Source organism: Pseudovibrio sp. Ad26 (assembly GCF_001623285.1).
In the GTDB taxonomy this organism is placed as follows: domain Bacteria; phylum Pseudomonadota; class Alphaproteobacteria; order Rhizobiales; family Stappiaceae; genus Pseudovibrio; species Pseudovibrio ascidiaceicola.
Genome location: NZ_LMCE01000049.1, coordinates 361288 through 381775, shown reverse-complemented (window position 1 = coordinate 381775; position 20488 = coordinate 361288). Strand labels below are relative to the sequence as shown.

Here is a 20488-nt window from a genome sequence, read left to right as displayed (position 1 = left end):
TTTCCCCAAAAAATCTGGTTTTTCCAAATGACAAATGAAAATCGTCGGCTGGACCTCGCACTTATATGCGGCGTCCTTGGGTTGTTTATATTGCCTTGGTTCCACATTCGCAGCGGCTTTTTTGGCGGCGAATGGGTCTTGGATCTACTGAGCAAAGAGCGTTATTGGCCGGGCTTTTTCCAGCTCTTCCTTGGAAAGCTGCAACTGCTCCCCGTGTTTGCTCTTGTTGGTGCTGCCGGATACCTGCGCCTGAAGTCTGAGCCGGGTCATCGTGGCAAACTGATTGCCATTATCGGTGCTCTTGGCTTGTTCTGGATGGTGCTGGAAGGCCTTTCCATTGGCCTAAGAAGCTGGAATTGGAGCCTGCTGGAAGCAACATTCGGCCGCGTAGATGGTCAGCCCGCGTTTGGCGCCGGTGCCGTGTTGCTCGCACTCACGTTCACCACTTTCATTTCATTTGGCCTGGCTGAAAAGGGCGCTCTCAAAGGCGACGCGATTGTACTAACCGCTGTCTCGCTTTTGATCCTGCTTGTAGCGACCTTTGTATTCTACCCAATCCTATCCATGTTCGCTGGCGCGTTTCAGGATTTCCGCGGCAACTTCACCACTGATGGTGTCATGCGGAACATCACCGATCCGCAAATCTGGAAGCTGAACTGTCTGGTTGGCGGAAGTTGCGGCATTGCATGGCGCACCATGTTCCTCGCGATTGCAACAGCGGCAGGCTCCACCCTCCTGGGCCTTGCGTTTGCGCTGATCGTAACCCGCACGCAGATGCCATTCCGCAAAAGCCTGCGCACCTTGAGCATCCTGCCAATCATCACGCCTCCCTTCGTGATTGGTCTTTCTCTGACCCTGATGCTGGGCCGTACAGGCTTTGTCACCGAGGCCATTGAAGCTGCAACAGGTCTTGAGCTGGGCCGCTGGATCTACGGTCTTCCAGGGATCTGGATTGCACAGATGCTCAGCTTCACACCAATTTCCTTCCTCGTGCTGGTTGGCGTTGTTGAAGGCATCAGCCCGTCGCTGGAAGAGGCAAGTCAGACCATGCGTTCTGGCCGCTGGAGAACCTTCCGCAAAGTGTCATTGCCTCTGATGGCACCGGGTCTGGCAAACGCCTTCCTGATCGGCTTCATCGAGTCCATGGCTGACTTCGGCAACCCGATGGTTCTGGGTGGTAACGGCGGCGTGCTCTCGACAGAGATCTTCTTCGCGGTTGTTGGTGCACAGAGTGATCCATCCCGTGCAGCAGTTCTGGCGATGATCCTTCTCGGCTTCACACTCTCTGCCTTCTTTGCGCAGCGGATGTGGCTTGGTAAGCGGAACTTCGCGACTGTAACCGGTAAGGGTGATGGTGGCCGCTACGCAAAACTGCCACGGCGTATTGCAATCCCGGTCGGCACCATTGTTACCCTCTGGAGCTTGTTCACCGTTGCTGTTTACGGCTTGATCCTGTTCGGTGGCTTCGTGAAAGTCTGGGGTCTGGACCACAGTGTCACGCTGGCGCACTACATCACTGCGTTCTCCATCTCGTTTGAAAACGGCTTTGCCTTTACCGGCGTTGCGTGGAACAGCTTCTGGACCACAATGTGGATCGCTCTAGCCGCAGCCCCATTGACTGCTGCAGTTGGCATCCTATCCGCATGGCTCATCGTTCGTCAGGACTTCCCGGGCAAATCTGCCTTTGAATTCGGCCTGATGATGAGCTTTGCAATTCCGGGCACCGTGATCGGCATCAGCTACATTCTGGCATTCAACCTGCCACCATTGCAGATGACGGGTACCGCTCTGATCCTGATCTTCTGCTTCGTGTTCCGCAATATGCCAGTGGGTGTGCGCGGCGGTGTGGCGGCCATGTCTCAGCTGGATAAGAACCTGGATGAAGCTTCCCTAACACTGGGTGCAAACAGCGCGCGGACACTGAAGAAAGTGATCCTGCCGCTGCTGCGTCCAGCCATTCAGGCGGCACTGGTCTACAGCTTCGTGCGTGCCATCACATCCATCTCTGCGGTCATCTTCCTTGTGAGCGCGAAGTACAACATGGCGACGGCCTATGTGGTCGGTCTGGTTGAAAACGGCGAATACGGCGTGGCGATTGCCTACAGCTCCGTCCTCATCTTCGTGATGATCACCGTCATTCTTGGCTTCCAGCTACTGGTTGGTGAGCGAAAACTCCGTCGTCCAGAAAACACTCAAAAATCTCCTGCTCAGGGTAAACTGAAGGAAGCCGCAGCATGACACATTCTAAATTTGGTCAGGTCCGCTTCGAAAATACCGGCAAAAACTACGGCGACTTTACTGCAATCCCGAACCTCAATCTTACGATCGAGCCGGGTCAGCTGGTTACCCTGCTGGGGCCATCTGGGTGTGGCAAGACGACAACCCTGCGTATGATCGCAGGGTTGGAGACCCCAACATCTGGCCGCATCATGATTGGTGGAGATGATGTCACCCGTCTTCCACCGAACGAGCGTGACGTGTCCATGGTGTTCCAGTCTTATGCCCTGTTCCCGCACATGAGCGTGCTTGAGAACGTGAAATACGGCTTGGAATCCAGTGGTTTCAAAGACGCAGAAGATCTGGCTCTGAAAGGTCTCGACCTTGTCGGCCTGCGCGAAAAAGCACCGCGTCTTCCCTCCGAGTTGTCCGGTGGTCAGCAGCAGCGTGTAGCTGTCGCCCGTGCACTGGTTCTGGAGCCTCAGGTTCTTCTGCTTGATGAGCCGCTCTCCAACCTGGACGCCCGCCTGCGTCGTCTGGTGCGTACTGAAATCCGTGAAATCCAGCAACGCCTTGATTTCACTGCAGTTTACGTCACCCACGACCAGGAAGAAGCGCTCGCAGTTTCCGACCGCATTGTTGTGATGCGTGATGGCCTCATTGAGCAGGATGGCACGCCCTATGAGCTTTATGAGAGCCCGGCTTCCGAGTTCATCGCGGACTTCATCGGCGAAGCAAACATCCTCGACTGTGACATCAGCGGAGTAAATGCAGAGACCGCAAACGTTCAAATTGGCGGCAAAGGCTTTGACTTGCGCAGCCGTAACCACAGCATTGGTAAGGGTAAATTGGCAGCGCGTGCCAACTCCATCAAGCTCAGCAGAGATGTGAATGGTGGACCGGCCGGCAAGATCAAAAGCGCAGCTTATCTTGGAGATCACTTCCAATACGAAGTGATGAGCGACCTTGGCTTGCTGTTCGTCATAGACAACCACACTGATGAACTGCTGGAAAACGGAACCTCTGTTGGCATCGACTTTGACGCACGCGGTCTCGCACTGATTGGTGGTAAAAAATGACCACCGAAACAGTTCTGGACCAAGCTGCCCAGTTAGAGCAACGTTTCAACGCGGCCCAAAAGATGGCCGATGAAGCGGCAGCGCTCGCTCTTGAGCACTTCGCCAATCGTGATGATTTAAACATCGACACAAAACGGCATCCGCAGGATGTCGTTTCTGAAGCCGACAAAGCCGTGGAGCAAAAAATCCGCAGCCTGATCGCCAAACACTTCCCTGAGGATGCGTTGCTTGGAGAGGAATTTGGCTTTGTGGAAGGGACAACCGGTTACACTTGGGTCATTGACCCAATTGACGGAACTGCCCCGTTTCTCAATGGCTTACCAGGGTGGTGCGTGTGCATTGCCGTAACCGACAAAGACGGTGCTGCCATCGGTATCATTGATGTTCCGGTCCTCAAAGAACGCTTTGCTGCCCTGCGCGGTAAAGGCACCACACTCAACGGTTCCTCTGTTCGGGTGACCGAACGATTTAACCTGCAGACCGGCATGCTGGGCGTTGGCGCGAATGATCGTGTTGCTCCTGCGCAGGTCGGTAAAATGTTCGAAGACCTGATGTCCGCAGGCGTGAGCTACACTCGTTATGGCTCAGGTGCATTGATGTTGGCATGGGTCGCTGCGGGGCGCTTGGTTGGCTACGTTGAGCCGCGCATGTCTGCCTGGGACTGCATGGCTGCATACTGCCTTATCACTGAAGCTGGCGGGAAAATTCTCCCATTTCCGATGGCTGAGAACCCAAGTGCCCCGTATCCTGTTTTGGGCGCTGCTCCGCAGGTGTTCGATGAGGTTTTGGACCTCACAAATCTAACCCAGTTTGCCTAGTCTCCCGAGTAGACAACGGGTTAGATCATACTTGCAGGCGCTGTTCACCCAGAGCAGCGCCTGTTTTTTTTGCACTCAGATGAAGAGCAGAACACCACCGCCCGCGATCAGGCCACCGCGGATAAGTGGTGAGAACGGTGCGATGACTCCGTAGGAAATAGCGGAGAGCGCGAGCCCCACCTTGACTGTTGCCAACAACGACCAAACAGGCGAACTCACAAGCGTGATCAGCGTCGGATTTGCTATCATTCCCAACGGGATAAGGTAAAGACCAATACCCAGCGCCATAGCGAACAGAGCGACCTTCAACCAGTTCTCATTTACCATTCCCGCAGCGATAAACACCGCTCCGCAAACAGGGGGAGTAATGGTGGAGAGCAGCGCGAACCAGAACACGAACAGGTGTGCCTGAAGCGGTTCCAGCCCAATATCAATAAGCGCTGGCCCAGCAACAGAAACGCAGATCACATAGGCTGCAGTTGTTGGCACTTCCATGCCCAGAACCATGCAAGCCAGAGCCGTCAGCAGCAAAGCTGGCCACAACATGCCGCCAGAACCGGAGAGGATAAGTGAGGTGATCTTCACCCCAAGGCCTGTCACCCCAAGCGTGCCGATGATGATGGAGGCACAGAGAATAATCGACGCGATCATTGCCACCTGTTTGCCGGAGTTCATCAGCGCTTGCTCGAAGCGCCCACCGATTTTCCGCAGGTCTACCTTAAAGTTCTTGTCGATCAGCAACAACACAACCGCTGCCATAATCGCCAGACACGCTGCGTATTGAGGGGTATAACCCAGCACAAACATCGCCCAGAGCAGCACCGTAAACGGCACGAGGAAGAACAGCGATGTGATGATAACTGAGCGCGTATCCGGCTGGTCTTCCGCCGCCAATCCCTTCAGCTCATAGCGCCGCGCGAAGGCATTGATGCCCATCCAGACCGCGAAAAAGTACAGAAATGCGGGCAAAATCGCAGCGGCCATGATGCCGGTGTAGGGAACGCCGGTTAGTTCCACCATGACAAAAGCGCCCGCTCCCATCAGCGGTGGCATGATTTGTCCCCCTGAGGAGGCGACAGCTTCCACGGCGGCGGCAAGTGCACGCGGGTAGCCCAGTTTGGTCATGGCGGGCAGCGTAATCGCCCCGGTAGAGGCTACGTTGGCGGAAGCAGAACCAGAGATGGAACCGAACAAAGCCGATGAAATCACTGAGACTTTCGCCGTTCCGCCTTTCAGCTTACCTGCGGCGGCGGCAGCCACATTCATGAAACCAGCGCCTGCTTCACCGGCATTCAAAAATGCACCGAAAATGACGAAGATCGCGACAACACCAACAGATACTCCCGTCAGCTTGCCCCATAATCCCCCTTCAGCAATGGTCATGGTGCCGAGAAAACTTTCCAGCGGAACACCAGCATAGCCAAACTCACCGGGGATATGTTGCCCAAACATGCCATAGGCCAGAGCAATCAAAGCCACCAGCGGCAGCGGCCAGCCGATGGCTCTGCGCGCCATTTCTAGCACCGTGATCAGCAGACCGAATGCCAGATAAAGCTGAAAATCATCAATAAGATAGCCATATTGATCCGACAGGTCTGAGTGGTTCCATGCAATCCAGCCAGCAGCGAAAACGCCAAAGACTGTGAGTACATAACCCGTCACCTTCTCAAGGGGATTACGCGCCATCAGGATGAGCGCCCAAGGCAGCGCGAGAGCCATGTGCAGCGGACGGCTGACCAGATTGGGAACCAGACCAGAAAAGATCAGCCCAAGATGAAACAGAACAGTGGCCGCGCCGAGAACGAGCCAGATGTAACGATGAATTTTATTCAATGAAACAGCCCAGGAAGAGAAAGGCCCGAAGATCACTCCGGGCCCAAGCAAGTGTGTTAAATCGTTGGCTTAGCGCTGCGCGTCGGTGATTGTGTACCCAACTTCATCATAAAACTTCAGTGCGCCCGGATGGATTTTGCCGCTGATGTTGCCGAGCAGATCTTTGCTCACGCCGTTCCACCATGCTGCGCCCTTGCCCATTTTTTCCTTCTGGTCCCAGAAGCTTTTGGTCAGCGCGTACGCGGTTGCATCATCCATCTGCGTTGTCGTGTAAGCTACAACTGGCAGAGAAGTTGTTGTAATGTCAGCGTCTTGACCTGCGTAAGTGCCAGCTGGGATCACCAGTTTGGTGCGCTTGGTCTGGGCGATCTGATCATCAGAAAGAGACAGAACATCTACACCGGTACCAGCAGCAGCCTCAATCACGTTTGGCGCCGGGTAAGATCCGGCGGTCACGAAACCATCAATCTGACCATTCTTCAGCGCAGGCACAGCGTTGGAAAGCTCTACATCTGCCAGCTCTACTTCACCTTCAAGGCCAAACAGTTTCAGGTACTTAGCGCCTTCACGCGCACCAAAGGAGCCTTTGCCGATGAGGATTTTCTTACCCTTCATGTCCGCAAAGCTCTCAATGCCGCTGTCTTCACCAACAACAAAGTGCATGGTCAATGACGGGATTGGGAACAGTGCACGGATTTCACCAAACTTGGGATTTGCCCGCTTCTCGAACATCGCCTTCCCGCCTTTGGCGAGTTTCACCAACACTGGCGGTGTGGTGAAAACGTAGTTGCCCGGGCGCACCGCAGATTCCATCACGTTCTGAACAGAACCCTGACTTTCTTCAACGGTTACAATGATATCTCCACCTGAGGCTTCTTTCATTGCTTCCGCAATCTGTACTGCCATCTGGTAATAGGAGGATGAGGTTTTCGCTGATTTATAAGTGACGCGGGTTTCCGCCTGCGCGCTAAACGAAAACGCAACAAGAGCTGCAGCAGCCACGCATGAGTGTAATAGTTTCATGGATCATCCTCTGGAACGACAAATACTTAAAATTGCTGAGAGATTTTATCGAGTATGTGAGGTGTTTCAAGTAGGGGGATCAGCTTACCGCTGATCTGAGGCGGAAATTTTCTCATGAATGCATGACAGAACGAACAGCTTGCGCGATTTTGCGTTTTTTACGTGAAATCTGCGTTACTCGCGTTTTGCATGCGTTGAAATGAGTGTTTGTCGTGCGATCATATCAGAAGGCCGTTTTTGTCTAAAGTCTCCTGAAACTCTTCCTTCGGTAGCAGTCGGAAATGATCCGCCGTCATCTCCGCCGTCATCTCCGCCGTCAGAATTCGATCACACCGAAATGTGCGCGGCGCATTGCGCAGATGATCAAATGCGATCACGTACCAAACAGGATAATTCAACATGAGGTAGTGAGGCTCGATCCGCCGTTCGGAACTTGCACCGTCCTCACGCTTATATCCGATTGTGAGCATCACCTGATCAATGAAGGCCTGATGCAGCGCCTGCACGACATCTTTGGGAGGCGCATTGATCGTCCGCTGCACATAAGTGGAGGCGGTGGACCCAATCAGAATACGAGACTTCAGGCGGTTTACCTTATGCCGCTTTTCCGGTGAGAACGACGCCACCAGTTGTCGGCGAACGGAACCGAGGCTCGCCAGAAACATGGGCGAGTCCATTTGCTCTGAGACCGCGATGCTGATCAGCAGATCGACCGCTTCCGGGTACGCTAGGTTCATGCGCCCAACACCCCAGTTACGATCAAGGCGGACACCACCACCGCGACCACGATCAGCATCAATAGGCAGGCCCTGCTCGCGCATCAGCTGAAGGTCCCGAGTGATCGTGCGTTCGCTGACATCATGCTGAAGGGCCAGATCTTTGACTGTGCAAAGCTCTTCCTGCTTCAGCTGAACAGCCAGCAATTCCATCCGTCTTAATCTGCCATTTGAATTTGTGCGCGCCATAGAAAAAATAGGACATTAAATGTCCTATTTGTCAATACAACCGAGGTGACCCGAGTTCAACACATGGAGATCACACGATGAAAATTGGCTATTTCACTGTCGGAACAAACAACAGAGAAGCCTCCGCCAAGTTCTATGACTCACTCTTCGAGCAAGGCGGACCGAAGCAAGTTGCGGCCAATGAAAGGCTGACCTATTGGCAAAATGAAAATTTTGCATTTGCGACTGCCTTGCCCATTGATGGGAAGCCTGCAACGCATGGAAATGGTGCAATGGTTGGCTTTGGCGTCGACACTGTCGAAGAGGTCAAAAGGCTCCACAAACTTGCCATCGACCTAGGCGGCACCAATGAGGGCGACCCAAACCAGCGAGGTCCTTACATTTCAGCTTATGTAAGAGATCTCGACCACAACAAACTCATCTTCTTCACAGAGGCTATGAGCTGAGCACCTAACCCATTGCTCAGACTGTCTTCATCCCCCAGAAGCGGTCATGAGCTGTGAGAATGCAGGTATTGCAACCTTTATACATAGGTCGCCTAATGCCTGCGGGAATGATGCTCATGTGCAGCGGTTTCGACGCGAGATCGCTGCACCTATCAGCTTCAGTTGGGGGATAATATGAACACGCCAAACGCCGATCTGCAAAACAAGATCAACCAAATCAGAGAGCAACTGCAACATCTGAAAACGACCGATACAAAGCCGAAAGTCGTCGCAGGGCCTAGCCTGAACCAAGCCTTGCAAGCCAGCGAGCGAATGCTGTTTGGCGAGCTTAACAAGCAGGGCATTTTGAAATCTGCACCACCTCAAATCGACCTAGATGGAGGTAATATTGAGTTCGGCCTTTCCCTCTTCTGGACCTTCAATCCACCCGAAGATTACGAGGATGTGTTTGCAGTCGTAAAAGAGTTTCTGGAGTGGGAAACAGGCGGACAGCTAAAGGCACCTCTGCTGGATGATTACAGCACCATCAAACAGCAAATCGACCTTGGCGGTATTGTCATGTCAGACGGCTCAATTTTGGGCTTCGGCAAATATGAGATGGCCGATGTTGGGTGGGCCGTCTGCCTTGTCTATGTGATTTACTACAGTCTCTTCCCGAATAAAAAGGCGCCCTTCAACACCGCACCAGCAGGCGTCATCGATTTGGCGGCGGGGACCTCTCAAAACGAGGTGAGCATCGCGATCCTTGGAGATTGGGGGACTGGAGATTACACCAGCGACGGCGGCCCCGCCAAGGCCGTGATGGATGCGATCAGCAAGAGCGCTACGATTGATAATCCTGACTACATTATCCATCTCGGGGATGTTTATTACGCTGGCACGGAATCCAGTGAAGAGAACGATAACCTCCTCCAGATGTGGCCCGCAGACCGCTTTGCTGGTGGCAAAATGGCCGGAACGTCCTTCACACTCAATTCCAACCACGAAATGTATGATGGAGCGAACGGTTACTTTAAGATCGCTTTGACGCCTGCAAACACGCCTTTCAACGAGCAGCAGAAAGCCAGTTTCTTTGCGCTAAAGTTTGGCGACTGGATGATGCTGGGCCTCGACAGCGCCTACTACTCGTCCGCCTCAACACTCTTCATGGACGGCACCTTGGGCGGCAGTAAATCGAGCGTCCAAAAAGACTGGTTACAGCAAGTCGTTGGAGGTAGAAAAGGCAAGGATGTCATTCTCCTGACCCATCATAATCCGATCAGCTTTGATGGCCTTACAAGAGAACCACTGTGGGATGAAACTCTTGCAGATCTGGGCGGCACGCCAGACTATTGGTACTGGGGTCATGTTCATCTGGGTGTTGTCTACGGCGACCAGCTGCCAGCTGCGAAAGGTCCTGATGGACGGTTTGCGAAAGTAAGATGCTCTGGAAATGCAGCGATCCCGAATGGAGCTCCCTCCGGTCTGGATGGCAAACCAAACATAGATTACTACTCGCATACGCCATTGAAAAATAAGGAACCTCGGGTTCGCAACGGGTTCGCTGTCATTACACTGTCTCTTGATGGGCAGATTAAAGAGCGCTTCTACGAAGTCTCTGATGGTTCAGAAGAGCCCGTCGAGGTCTGGAAGTCATCGCATCAGAAAACAACAGTATAAATGTAGTATCAGCCTCCATGTTCAGGTGGGAAAGCAGCCTGCGTGAGCATGGAGGCTCATTGATTGAATGCTATCTCAGCACGTGCTCCACTGCGCGCCCTGCCGCCAGCACCTGCTCATCATGGACCGCAGCACCACAGATGGAAATGCTGTGAGATGGCTTGCTCGGATCAACCGGCAGAGTGAGCGATGGCATGTTCAGGAAGGCGGTGATCATGGTCAGCCGCAAAGCCTGAGCGTTCGCCTGCTGGAACGCCTCAATGCTTTCCTCAACCTCAGAAATGAGAGGTGGCAGGTCAGGAACAGTCGGCATCAGTAGCAAATCATCTTTCAGCTGCGCTTCCACCTCTGACTGAAGCACGGCTCGTTGGCGCCTCAGGTAAGCCAGCTTCTTTGGCGTCATGGGCATGGCATGTTCCAGCCGGGCTTTGATCTGAGGATCGATCTTTGTATCACCTAAATCGACGAACTGAGAGATCTGGTCCCGCGCTTCAACGCTGACCAGTGTGCCGTGCTCCGCAAACAGCAGGTGCGATTTCAAAATTGGTCGCAAATCACGTCGGACGATATGGATACCAGCTGCAACAAGCGTATCAACGCAATGCTCAAACATCTCCATAATCTCAGCGGAAATGCCAAGGCCTTCCAGAACCGGAACAACAAGACGGAATGCTCGTTCCTCTACACCCTTGTTTTCAGGCAAGGTTTTGCCAGCCATCACCGCATCAAGCGCGCAGATGCCGTCAACCGTTCGCGCCATAGGTCCCAACACATCAAGGCTCGCCCCAAGCGGCACAACACCTTCCATAGGATACCGCCCCATGGTCGCCCGGTACCCGCAAATGCCCTGGAACGCAGCCGGCACACGTGTTGAGCCAGAGGTGTCACTGCCAATCGCCAGATCACAAATGCCGTTGGAAATCGCCGCTGCACTGCCAGAGGACGAGCCACCTGGAATTAACGCCGCATCCAACCCATTGGGCGCATTGCCATAATGGGGGTTGAGCCCGATACCAGAAAACGCAAACTCGGTCATGTTTGCGGGCCCGATGGGAATGCCCCCTGCTTCAATCACCCGCTGCACAACCGCTGCATTCTCAGCCTCAACCTGCGTGCAATAAACAGCAGAGCCAGCAGTCGTTGCCCGCCCTTGCAGAGCAATATTCCCTTTAATCGCAACAAGCTGTCCATCTATGGAACTCAACGACTGGCCTGCACCACGCCGCACATCCGCCGCCGCAACCAACTCCTCAACCTGTTCCCGATTGAGCCCAATAAAGATACCCCGGAGTTCCTCCCCCCCAAGCCTCTCCCAAAGCCCCGCAAGATCACCGATATCCACCATCCCAGAGCTCCATCCAACCAATCACCCCACCCATACTAAAACCAGCAATTCCAAGGTGTCAAAGCTGGAATGTGGGAGAACCGATCACATGTTACAAACGCGGGAGTCGGTTCCTCAACCACAAAAAAGGCCTCTCAGATGAGAGGCCTTTTGGTTTTCTTGTCAGGTAACCCGGAGATGCTTAGTCGTAGAGGACGGCTGCGATTTCTGGGGAGTCCATGTTGGAGGCGTCGTAGTAGTAGAAGCCGGTGTCGATGTTGGATGGGACGTCTTTGCCTTGTGAGGCCATAACGGCGGCTTTGACGGTTTCATAACCGATGCCAACCGGGTTCTGGGTGATCGCACCTGCCATCAGGCCGCTGCGGACAGCATCTTTCTGAGCACGGCCAGAATCGTATCCGATGATCACAACATCTTTGCTGCCCATTTCACGTACGCCGTTGGCAACACCGATTGCGGAACCTTCGTTGGTGCCGAAGATGCCTTTGATGTCTGGGTTAGCGGTCAGGATCGCTTTGGTCAGCTCGGTAGATTTGAGCTGGTCGCCGCCGCCGTACTGAACGGTGACAACTTCGATCTCCGGATAGTTCTTCATCTGGTTGAGGAAGCCATCGCGGCGGTCGATGCCGGTGCGGCTGGTCTGGTCATGGGCAACCACGGCCACTTTACCGCTTTTGCCGATCAGCTCTGCTATTTTATCTGCCGCAAGGCTTGCTGCTGCCACGTTGTCGGTTGCGGCCAGCGCCACAGGAATTTCGCTTTCCACGCCGCTGTCAAATGCGATGATCGGAATACCAGCGGACTGTGCCTGACGAAGCAGTGGAATAGCGGCCTGACTGTCCAGCGCGGCAAAGCCGATAGCTGCCGGGTTCTTGGCCAGTGCTGCGGCCAGCATGTCGATCTGGCGATCAACCATGGCTTCGCTGTCCGGGCCCTCAAAAGTGATTTCAACGTTCAGATCAGCGGCTGCGTTATCCGCACCTGCCTTCACAGCTTGCCAGAACTGGTGCTGAAAGCCCTTGGAGATCAGCGGGATGTAAACCTTATCCGCTGCGAATGAAAGCGAGCTGGTTGCAAGCAATGTTGCTGAGGCCAAGGCCCCAATCAAAGTACGACGTGTAAACATAATATTTCCTCCCAATGAAATAATTTAGAGCGTGTTCCGTTGGATTGGATTCAATCAAACGATAAGAATTCGCTCCACTAAAGATGTTGGGACAAAAGCGTCCCAACCGCTTTTAAGCATGAGCTTTTTTCTTGCGGGCCATATCCGCATAGACGGCCAGAATGATGATCGCGCCGGTCACCACGGTCTGCCATTCCTGAGCAACGGAAAGCACACGCAGACCGTTGGTCAGCACCGCCATGATCAGTGCCCCGATCAGCGTTCCCATGATGGTGCCGCGACCACCGGCCAGTGACGTTCCGCCAATCACCACAGCAGCGATTGCTTCCAGCTCATAGCCAAGACCAAGGGCTGGCTGAGCGGAATTGAGGCGGGACGCGATGAGAATTCCCGCAATACCGCAGATCCCACCTGCAAGCGCGTAAATTCCCATTTTCCAGGCATCCGTGTTGACGCCGGACAGGCGCACGGATTCCTCGTTGGACCCAAGTGCGAAGGTGTAGCGGCCCAAAACAGTTCTTCCCAGAACGTAGGAAGCTGCAATCGCGACAAGGAACAGGATCAACACACCATTCGGGATTTGAAAGCCCGGAAAGACAGCCCCGATCACGGAGCCACGGGAAATGAGATCAAACCCCGGCGTGTCGTTGAAGTAGATTGGGCGTGTGCCGGAGATGACGAGGGACAGGCCCTTCAAAATCAGCATCATGCCAAGCGTTGCGATGAAGGGTGGCACCTTCATTTTGGCAACGAATGTGCCGGAACACAGGCCACAGAGTGCACCAGCGCCAATGGCAGCGACAACACCAAGCGGCAGGGGCAGACCCCAATAGGTGAGCACCACTCCGGCGATCACAGCACAGAAGGTCATCATGGTGCCGATGGACAGATCAATACCGCCGGTGATGATGATAAGCGTTGCTGCAATGGCCAGAACGCCGTTGACCGATGTCGCCTGCAAAATGGCGATCATATTGGACATCTGCATGAAGTTTGGCGAGGCCAGACCAAAGCCGATGAGCAGCACAATCAAGCTGGCAAAGGCGAGCAGTTTCTGGTGCGCGCCGGAGCTCACAAAACGACCGATAAGGTTCTTTTGCGGGGTTAGGGTGGTGTCTGTCATTGAACTTCACTCACAATTTGCGCAGCTGGGTCGCGTTGTGTTGCGAGGCGCATAATGTCTTCTTGCGTTGTTGAACTGCCACCCGGCAAAATGCCTGTCAGGCGGCCTTCGCACATCACCGCGATGCGATGGCTGAGGCGCATAACCTCTGGCAGCTCGGAGGAGATGACGATGATCGCGCAGCCCTGCTCTGCCAGTGAGTTCAACAGCTTATAAATTTCAGACTTCGCGCCGACGTCGATGCCACGTGTAGGCTCATCAAAAATGAGGATGTCGCAGTCGCGCAGCAGCCACTTGGCAATGACCACCTTTTGCTGGTTGCCTCCAGACAGGAACTGAAGCTCCTGCTTGTCAGAAGGTGTTCTGATTTCCAGCTGCTTGATGTACTTGGCGGCGACCTCTGCCATGCCAGCTTCATTCAGCACGCCAAGACGATTGCAGAACTGGTCCAAACTGGCCATAGCCACATTGGCGCGCACATCCATGCCTGTTGCCAGGCCGAAGTGCTTGCGGTCCTCTGACAGATAGCCAATGCCAACCTGCACGGCGTCCGACGGGCTGTTGATTTTGCATTTATGGCCATCCACCCAGACTTCACCTGAATCCAGCGGGTCTGCGCCAAAGATCGCGCGGGCTACTTCTGTGCGCCCTGCCCCCATGAGCCCTGCAAAGCCGAGGATTTCGCCTTTCTTGAGCGCAAAGCTGACATCGCGGATCTCAGTGCCCCGGTTCAGGCCTTTCACTTCCAGCGCAACCTCTGCCTCTGAAAGGTCAGGCACGTCGACGGCTTCTTCTTTCACCTCGCGGCCAACCATCATGGAGATGATCTCATTGACCGGAGTGTCAGCGGCAGGAACGGTGCCCACATACTCGCCATCGCGCATGACGGTGACGCGATCAGAGATCTGTTTCAGCTCGTCCATCTTGTGGCTGATATAGATGATGCCCACACCTTCCGCCTTCAGACGGCGGATGATGGTGAACAGCTCGGCGATTTCCTTGTCGTTCAGCGCAGCAGTCGGCTCATCCATGATCAGCACCTGCGAGCGATAGGAGAGTGCCTTGGCGATCTCCACCATCTGCTGTTTGGCGATGGTCAGGTTGCCAACCAGCACGTCAGGCTGCAAATCCAGCGCCATGCTCTGAAAGATGTCGCGGGTCTTCTGGTTGAGCGCAGCCTCATCGAGACGTCCAAATCTCAGGCGCGGCTCGCGGCCAATGAAGATATTCTGCGCTGCTGTCAGATCGTTCATCAGGCTGAGTTCCTGATGGATGATGCCTATTCCGAGGTCTTGCGCTTCTCGCGGCCCTTTTGGGTCAGCCGCTGTACCGTTGATTTCAATCTTGCCATCGTCACGGGTGTAAACACCGGAAAGAACTTTCATCAAGGTGGATTTGCCAGCACCGTTCTCTCCCATCAGGGCGTGAACTTCACCGGCACGCAAGTCAAACTGCACATTCTTCAGGGCGTGCACACCCGGAAACGTCTTTTCAATACCCGTCATCCTGACGATGGTATTCATTTTTTTCTCCCCCCAATACTGGCCTGCAAACCTCAGTGAGAACGCACAGATCCCGACTGGTGCTGCGACTGCAGATCAGCAATATGAAATGGTTGAGACACCCGTTTGATACCTGACTGCTGGCGCTGCTCCTCCCAGAGTTTTGCCGCAGTCACCGTTGTCTCATTTTTGCGCGCCTCCCCATCCGAAAATCGGATCCACTTGGCGGCGAGGCGCTTTAGTTCTGAATGACACCCTTCTTGATGATGACGTTGCCGTATTTGCGTGTTGTGCCTGTCACCACAACGCAGAAAGCTTTCTTGGCTTTTTCATAGAAGGCAAACCGCTCGACAAAGGTGATCTCAGCACCCACTGGCAAAGCACTCTGGTAGTCCTCCTCCAAACCATCCGGCAGCTGGTCACCTTCCACCGGGGCCATCATCATCACATTTTCGGGGTCATACTGGTCCAGCTCCCAAAGCGGCATGACGGCTTTGAGCAGATCCGTCGCCTCGCACCCATCGGCGCGCAGCACCTTGTCACAAACAGAGTAGGCCGGAAAATGCGCATCGCTGAAGATGATCTCATCTCCATGTCCCATCTCGTGCAGGATCTTCAACAGGTCCGGGAAAATGATCGGGTTGATCCCTTTAAGCACTTAAGCCCCCACTCACACCATGTGCCCGGCACCAACCGGGCAGGTAAAACAAACACCAAGACTTCCGGCAGGGTTGAAGAAAGCTCAGAAGTCCGCCGCGAATAAATGTACTATGAAGAACCAGAAAGGCTGTTCGCCTCATGATTCCGTCTTCAGGATGACGCTGTCGTGTTCCGACAAACTCTCTCAGGACCAGCCCTTCAATTTCCTCGGCAAGAACGGTGCCAAACCATTGCTAATTCGTGTTAGCAAGTTAGCAAAGCTTTCCGTTTAATCAAGAACAATTTTTCAATTTGCCGATTTTGAGCGCATTTTAAGAAACGGCCCTAGCGTCAGATTTACCTGAATTTTTAGTTGGTCGAAAACCAGTAATAATAGCTTCAGGCCAGCAACTTATACTGCGCAAATGACCATAAACCGGCGCTGATCAGGGCCAGTACCAGAGCCTGATACCGGTAACAAAACGTGATGCTTCAGGAACAAAAGCAAATGCCAAAAGCGTACTGGGTTGCCCGCGTCAACATCAAAGATCCTGATATCTATCGGTTCTACATGGAGGCTGCGCCCAGTGTCCTGCGAAAACACACTGGTCGAATCCTTGCGCGAGGCGATAAGGCTGAGCAGCTGGAGGGCCAAGAATACCATCGTCATGTGATCGTTGAGTTCGACAGCATGGAAGACGCGCTAAACTGCTACCACTCCCCAGAATACCAAACTGCCCGAGAATTCCGAAACGGGATCGCTGATGTGGAGACCGTGATCGTCGAAGGGGTGGACTAATCCGCAACCGACATCAGACACAAAAAAGCGGGTTGGTCTTGCGACTTACCCGCTCTCGTTTTGCCACGTGCTGACTAAAGCAGTCCGCATTTAAGTTGAAGCATCTGAACTGCTTTAGCCTTTGTTTTTGCGTATCTTTGTCCGAAAACCGGTTCCCACTTTTCGGCGATACACTGTAAGTTTACTCAGGCAGGTTTTGGTGCCTTGAAGGCGGATTCGGTGAGGTGCTCCAGCAGCAAACCGGATTGCTTGACGGCTTCGTCTTCGTTGCCCATGGCGACCGCACGCATGATGGCCTCGTGGTGGTAAGAGCACAGCAGATTGTCTGATTTGTCTTTGTTCGCAAACCAGAACCGGCGTGACTGGCTCTGCACACGGGCGAGGGAGTGGTGGAAATATGGGTTGTTGGTCGCTTCCGTCACGATGCGGTGAATGTCCTGCAGATTGGACAGCAGCGATTTCTCATCCTCATCCTTCGCGCTTTGCACGATGAGCGATCCAAGCGCCAGCATCTCGCGGCGCTGGTCGGTTGAGGCGCGCATGGCCGCAAATCTCAGGCAGATCGGCTCAATCTGTTTGCGCACTTCCAACAGCTGCAATTGCTGCTCTGCGGTGATGGAGAGAAACTGCACGCCTTTGCGCGGATGGATTGCCAGCATCTCGTCCTGTTCAAGAGCCTGAAGGGCTTCACGAACGGGCGTACGGCCCAGATCCAACAGAGAGGCGAGTTTGTTCTCAGAGTACAGAGCTGAAACATCAAGCTCGTTGAAAAACAACTTTCTCTCAATTTCCGTGCGCGCAAGCTCAGCCTGAGTTTTCTGGTGAGCCACAGTTACCCCCTGTTTTAAAAGCGTTATTTCTGCGTCAGTTGTATCACAGTGTAGCACAATGCATTCCCGATTTGCCAGCGGTCTCTTCTTTTCTTTTGCTGCTATGTCAGCCAAATGGATCTTGTTTAGCGATTTTTCAATTGGCTGCCATGTCAGTTCTGGACCCCTTCTAGATAATGTAATCCATCAGACACCGGCATTGTGTCATTCTGTCACGTAAAAACTACATAGTTTTCATGGGTTCTCTGCGCCTTGCGGATTTTAGATAAACTAAAAAAGCTAAAGTAATTAGGGCTTTATCGCGAACTGATACTCTAAAAAATGTTGAATTTCTCTGGCATGTCAGAAGATCAATATTGGCATATCAGCGCTCATTATTTTGCAGTTTTTATCGATTTCTAAGGGTTATTACCATTGCTACAGTCGCCTGTTTTTGCTTTTAAGGTTGCTAATATGTCAGATATGAGGATATGTTTCTGAAAACAGTCCTCATGGACTCAGAGACAAAGAAAACAGCCATAAAGTGTGGCATACAAGGTAAGCACCCATGAAAAACTGGAAAGAGACTGCCCTAGCAGAAACCGCATCTCCTGTTCTTGCTGAAGCAGATGTTGTTGTTTGCGGTGGTGGCCCATCTGGTGTGGCGGCGGCTGTTATGAGTGCCCGCAACGGCTTGAAGACAATCCTCATCGAGAAAAACGGGTTTTGTGGCGGCGGTGCGGTTGCCGGCCTGTCAGGTACTATCTGTGGTCTGTTCCTCACCCAGGACGACATCGAAAACAAAAACGCCAAGCAAATTGTTTTCGGTTTCGCAGAAGAGTTTCGTGCTCGCCTGCTGGCCAAAGGTGGCGCCACCGCCCCACAAATCTACGGCAACACTCACGTGGTGACCTTTGATCCGCTGATCTGGCGCGAAGCAGCGGACGATCTGCTTGAGGAATCCGGCGTTCAGTGCCTCTACCACACCTACATGACCGAGGTGGTCCGCGATGGTGATGAGATCACCGCGATCCGTGTAGACTCCAAGGCAGGCAGCACTTTCCTCAAAGCAAAAGCATTCATTGATACGTCAGGAGATGCGGCTCTCGTGACGAAAGCGGGGTGTGAGTACAGCTTTGGAGATAATGGTGCCATTCAGAACCCAACCATGATCTTCCGTCTATCAGACGTGGTGGAAAGCGATTTCTACGATTACTTCGGCAAGAACACCATCTGCCCGCCTGACATGATCGAACAGCTGAAAACAGCTTTCGAGAGCAGAGAGTACGACACACCCCGCAACAAGGTCTGGGTGTTCCCAACCCCGCAGAAGGGCGTGTTCCTGATGAACTGCACCCGTCTAGCAGGTCAGGACAACCGGTTGCTGAACGTGGTGGACCCTGCTGATTTCACATACGCGGAAGTCTATGGCCGTCGTCAGGCGCGCGAGTATCACCGCTTCTTCAAAGACAAGATCAAAGGCTTTGAAGAGTCCCAGCTGATTGACATGCCACCGGAAGTGGGCATTCGCCAGACACGGACCATCAGCGGCGAAACCACCCTGACAAACGAGCATGTGGCTAACTGCGACAAGCCTGAGGACGGCGTGGTCCGCTCCTCCTGGCCGATTGAGATGCATGCCGGTGAGAAGAGCAAACTGCACTGGCTGATGGAAGATTACTATGAGGTTCCATACGGCACGCTGGTGCCGAAGGAGCTGGACAACGTGATTGTCGCGGGACGGTGCCTGAGCGCCGAACACGAAGCGCTCGCTTCTGCCCGCGTTACTGCCCAGTGCTTTGAGCTGGGACATGCGGCGGCTGTGGCGACAAAACAGAAAATCGACAAAGCGATCAACTACAGAGATGTCGACACAAAAGAGCTGCGCGAGGCGATGCGTGCGGCTGGCAGCGCTCTGTAAAAAGTCGGGCAATAAGGAAGGTGCCTCAAGGCACACTGGGAGTTAAAAATGGAAGACTGCAGAATTAGCCGGGTCGAGCTTTATGCTTTGGCTGATGAGAATGCGCCCCCTATTCCTTGGGCGGATAATCAGGAACCTCTGCTGTACACCAACAACATTGTACGCCTGTTCACCGAGGATGGAACCGAGGGTCTTGGCGCAACTATGAGTTACACAGAGAACTTCTTTGATCGGTGCATCATTGAATCTCTGCGTACCATCGTTCCGGGCCTCATCGGCAAAAATCCGCTGATGACTCAGGAACTCAACAACTGGCTTGGAGCACGCTGCACCTGGGGTGGACTGCCAGCGAAGTCTCCAATCGACATTGCAGCATGGGACATTAAGGCCAAAAAAGCCGGAATGCCGCTTTACATGCTGCTTGGCGGCGCCCGGACCAAAATCAAGTCCTACGCCTCCACACCAATGTTCGACACTGTAGAGGAATACTTCCCATACATTGACGATTGCATTGCGCACGGCTTCACAGCAATCAAACTGCACTGCTACTGCATCTATGAAAAGGATGTGGCGCTGGTGGAAGCTGTGCAGGCCAAATACGGCTCTACCGGCATCCGTTTCATGCTGGACACAGCGACGTTCTACACACCTGCACAAGCCATGAAGATGGCCAAGTGGATGGAACGTCATGACTGGGAATGGCTTGAAGCGCCAGTTTCCGACTACGACTACAAGACCTATCAGCGCCTTGTCGCCAATACGGATCTTGAAATTTCCAGCCATGGCAACTGCCTGCTCACACTGCAGGAAGTTACGCACGCACTGAGCACTGGGATGTGGTCAGACGTGCGTCAGGACGCGACAGTTTGCGGCGGTATTACTCAGCTGAACAAATGCTTCGCAATCGCGGCCGGCCACAGCAAAAATCTGGAAATCCAGAGCATGGGATACACCCTGACACAGGCTGCCAACCTGCACGTCGCTCTGGCTCACGACAACTGCAATTACTTCGAGCAGTTCTACCCTTACGAGGCGTTTGAGCTAGCAAGTAAAACCCAAATCCGCACAGACAAAGAGGGATATGTGCACGCGCCGGCGGGCAACGGGCTCGGCGTGGAAATGGATTGGGACGCAGTGAAGGAAGCATCTTTCGCTTCTTTCGTCTTCGAATAATAAATGGGGGC

General features: G+C 53.6%; 17 protein-coding genes. 8 read left to right on the top strand and 9 right to left on the bottom strand.

Going from position 1 to position 20488, the window contains the following annotated elements:
- The first annotated feature begins 27 nt into the window (after positions 1-27).
- The 3 genes from PsAD26_RS10755 to PsAD26_RS10745 are packed head-to-tail and all read left to right on the top strand — an operon-like array spanning position 28 to position 4114.
- Complete coding sequence (locus tag PsAD26_RS10755; RefSeq protein WP_193758280.1) at positions 28-2238, top strand: iron ABC transporter permease; 2211 nt, start codon at positions 28-30, stop codon at positions 2236-2238.
- Positions 2235-3296, top strand: a complete 1062-nt coding sequence (locus PsAD26_RS10750; protein WP_063301966.1) for an ABC transporter ATP-binding protein — start codon at positions 2235-2237, stop codon at positions 3294-3296. The genes PsAD26_RS10755 and PsAD26_RS10750 overlap by 4 nt, the downstream gene beginning before the upstream one ends.
- Positions 3293-4114, top strand: a complete 822-nt coding sequence (locus PsAD26_RS10745) for an inositol monophosphatase (RefSeq protein ID WP_063310378.1) — start codon at positions 3293-3295, stop codon at positions 4112-4114. The genes PsAD26_RS10750 and PsAD26_RS10745 overlap by 4 nt, the downstream gene beginning before the upstream one ends.
- Positions 4115-4189: 75 nt before the next feature.
- On the opposite strand, the gene PsAD26_RS10740 is transcribed toward PsAD26_RS10745, so the two are convergent.
- The 3 genes from PsAD26_RS10740 to PsAD26_RS10730 all read right to left on the bottom strand — a co-directional run bounded on the left by PsAD26_RS10740 (position 4190) and on the right by PsAD26_RS10730 (position 7899).
- Complete coding sequence (locus PsAD26_RS10740; protein ID WP_063302000.1) at positions 4190-5947, bottom strand: TRAP transporter fused permease subunit; 1758 nt, start codon at positions 5945-5947, stop codon at positions 4190-4192.
- Positions 5948-6016: 69 nt separating this feature from the next.
- Complete coding sequence (locus tag PsAD26_RS10735) at positions 6017-6970, bottom strand: TAXI family TRAP transporter solute-binding subunit (RefSeq protein WP_063301964.1); 954 nt, start codon at positions 6968-6970, stop codon at positions 6017-6019.
- Between the two features lie 218 nt (positions 6971-7188).
- Entirely contained in the window at positions 7189-7899 is a 711-nt protein-coding gene (locus tag PsAD26_RS10730) for a WYL domain-containing protein (RefSeq protein ID WP_063301963.1), read from the bottom strand.
- Between the two features lie 113 nt (positions 7900-8012).
- On the opposite strand from PsAD26_RS10730, the gene PsAD26_RS10725 reads away from it, so the two are divergent.
- Positions 8013-8381, top strand: coding sequence for a VOC family protein (locus tag PsAD26_RS10725; protein ID WP_063288009.1), 369 nt, complete (start codon positions 8013-8015; stop codon positions 8379-8381).
- Between the two features lie 174 nt (positions 8382-8555).
- Positions 8556-10040: a metallophosphoesterase gene (locus tag PsAD26_RS10720; RefSeq protein ID WP_063301962.1), complete on the top strand. Its 1485-nt coding sequence runs from the start codon at positions 8556-8558 to the stop codon at positions 10038-10040.
- Positions 10041-10110: 70 nt separating this feature from the next.
- On the opposite strand, the gene PsAD26_RS10715 is transcribed toward PsAD26_RS10720, so the two are convergent.
- The 5 genes from PsAD26_RS10715 to fucU all read right to left on the bottom strand — a co-directional run bounded on the left by PsAD26_RS10715 (position 10111) and on the right by fucU (position 15794).
- A complete protein-coding gene (locus tag PsAD26_RS10715; protein ID WP_208985623.1) occupies positions 10111-11385 on the bottom strand; it encodes an amidase family protein in 1275 nt (424 codons plus the stop codon).
- Positions 11386-11566: 181 nt separating this feature from the next.
- Positions 11567-12511, bottom strand: coding sequence for an ABC transporter substrate-binding protein (locus PsAD26_RS10710; protein WP_063310377.1), 945 nt, complete (start codon positions 12509-12511; stop codon positions 11567-11569).
- 112 nt (positions 12512-12623) lie between these two features.
- Positions 12624-13634, bottom strand: a complete 1011-nt coding sequence (locus tag PsAD26_RS10705) for an ABC transporter permease (protein WP_063288001.1) — start codon at positions 13632-13634, stop codon at positions 12624-12626.
- Positions 13631-15157 carry a sugar ABC transporter ATP-binding protein gene (locus PsAD26_RS10700; RefSeq protein WP_063310376.1) on the bottom strand — a complete coding sequence of 509 codons (1527 nt, stop codon included), beginning with the start codon at positions 15155-15157 and terminating at the stop codon, positions 13631-13633. The genes PsAD26_RS10705 and PsAD26_RS10700 overlap by 4 nt, the downstream gene beginning before the upstream one ends.
- A gap of 217 nt (positions 15158-15374) precedes the next feature.
- Complete coding sequence (gene fucU / locus PsAD26_RS10695) at positions 15375-15794, bottom strand: L-fucose mutarotase (RefSeq protein ID WP_063310375.1); 420 nt, start codon at positions 15792-15794, stop codon at positions 15375-15377.
- A 489-nt stretch (positions 15795-16283) separates the two neighbouring features.
- Here fucU and PsAD26_RS10690 point away from each other — a divergent pair, with 489 nt between their 5' ends.
- Positions 16284-16574, top strand: a complete 291-nt coding sequence (locus PsAD26_RS10690) for a DUF1330 domain-containing protein (RefSeq protein WP_063310455.1) — start codon at positions 16284-16286, stop codon at positions 16572-16574.
- A gap of 185 nt (positions 16575-16759) precedes the next feature.
- On the opposite strand, the gene PsAD26_RS10685 is transcribed toward PsAD26_RS10690, so the two are convergent.
- Positions 16760-17404, bottom strand: a complete 645-nt coding sequence (locus PsAD26_RS10685; protein ID WP_063310454.1) for a GntR family transcriptional regulator — start codon at positions 17402-17404, stop codon at positions 16760-16762.
- A 547-nt stretch (positions 17405-17951) separates the two neighbouring features.
- Between PsAD26_RS10685 and PsAD26_RS10680 the strand changes: the two genes are divergently transcribed.
- Both PsAD26_RS10680 and PsAD26_RS10675 read left to right on the top strand, forming a co-directional pair.
- Complete coding sequence (locus tag PsAD26_RS10680; protein WP_063310374.1) at positions 17952-19304, top strand: FAD-dependent oxidoreductase; 1353 nt, start codon at positions 17952-17954, stop codon at positions 19302-19304.
- A 48-nt stretch (positions 19305-19352) separates the two neighbouring features.
- Positions 19353-20477 carry an enolase C-terminal domain-like protein gene (locus PsAD26_RS10675; RefSeq protein ID WP_063287997.1) on the top strand — a complete coding sequence of 375 codons (1125 nt, stop codon included), beginning with the start codon at positions 19353-19355 and terminating at the stop codon, positions 20475-20477.
- Positions 20478-20488 lie beyond the last annotated feature (11 nt).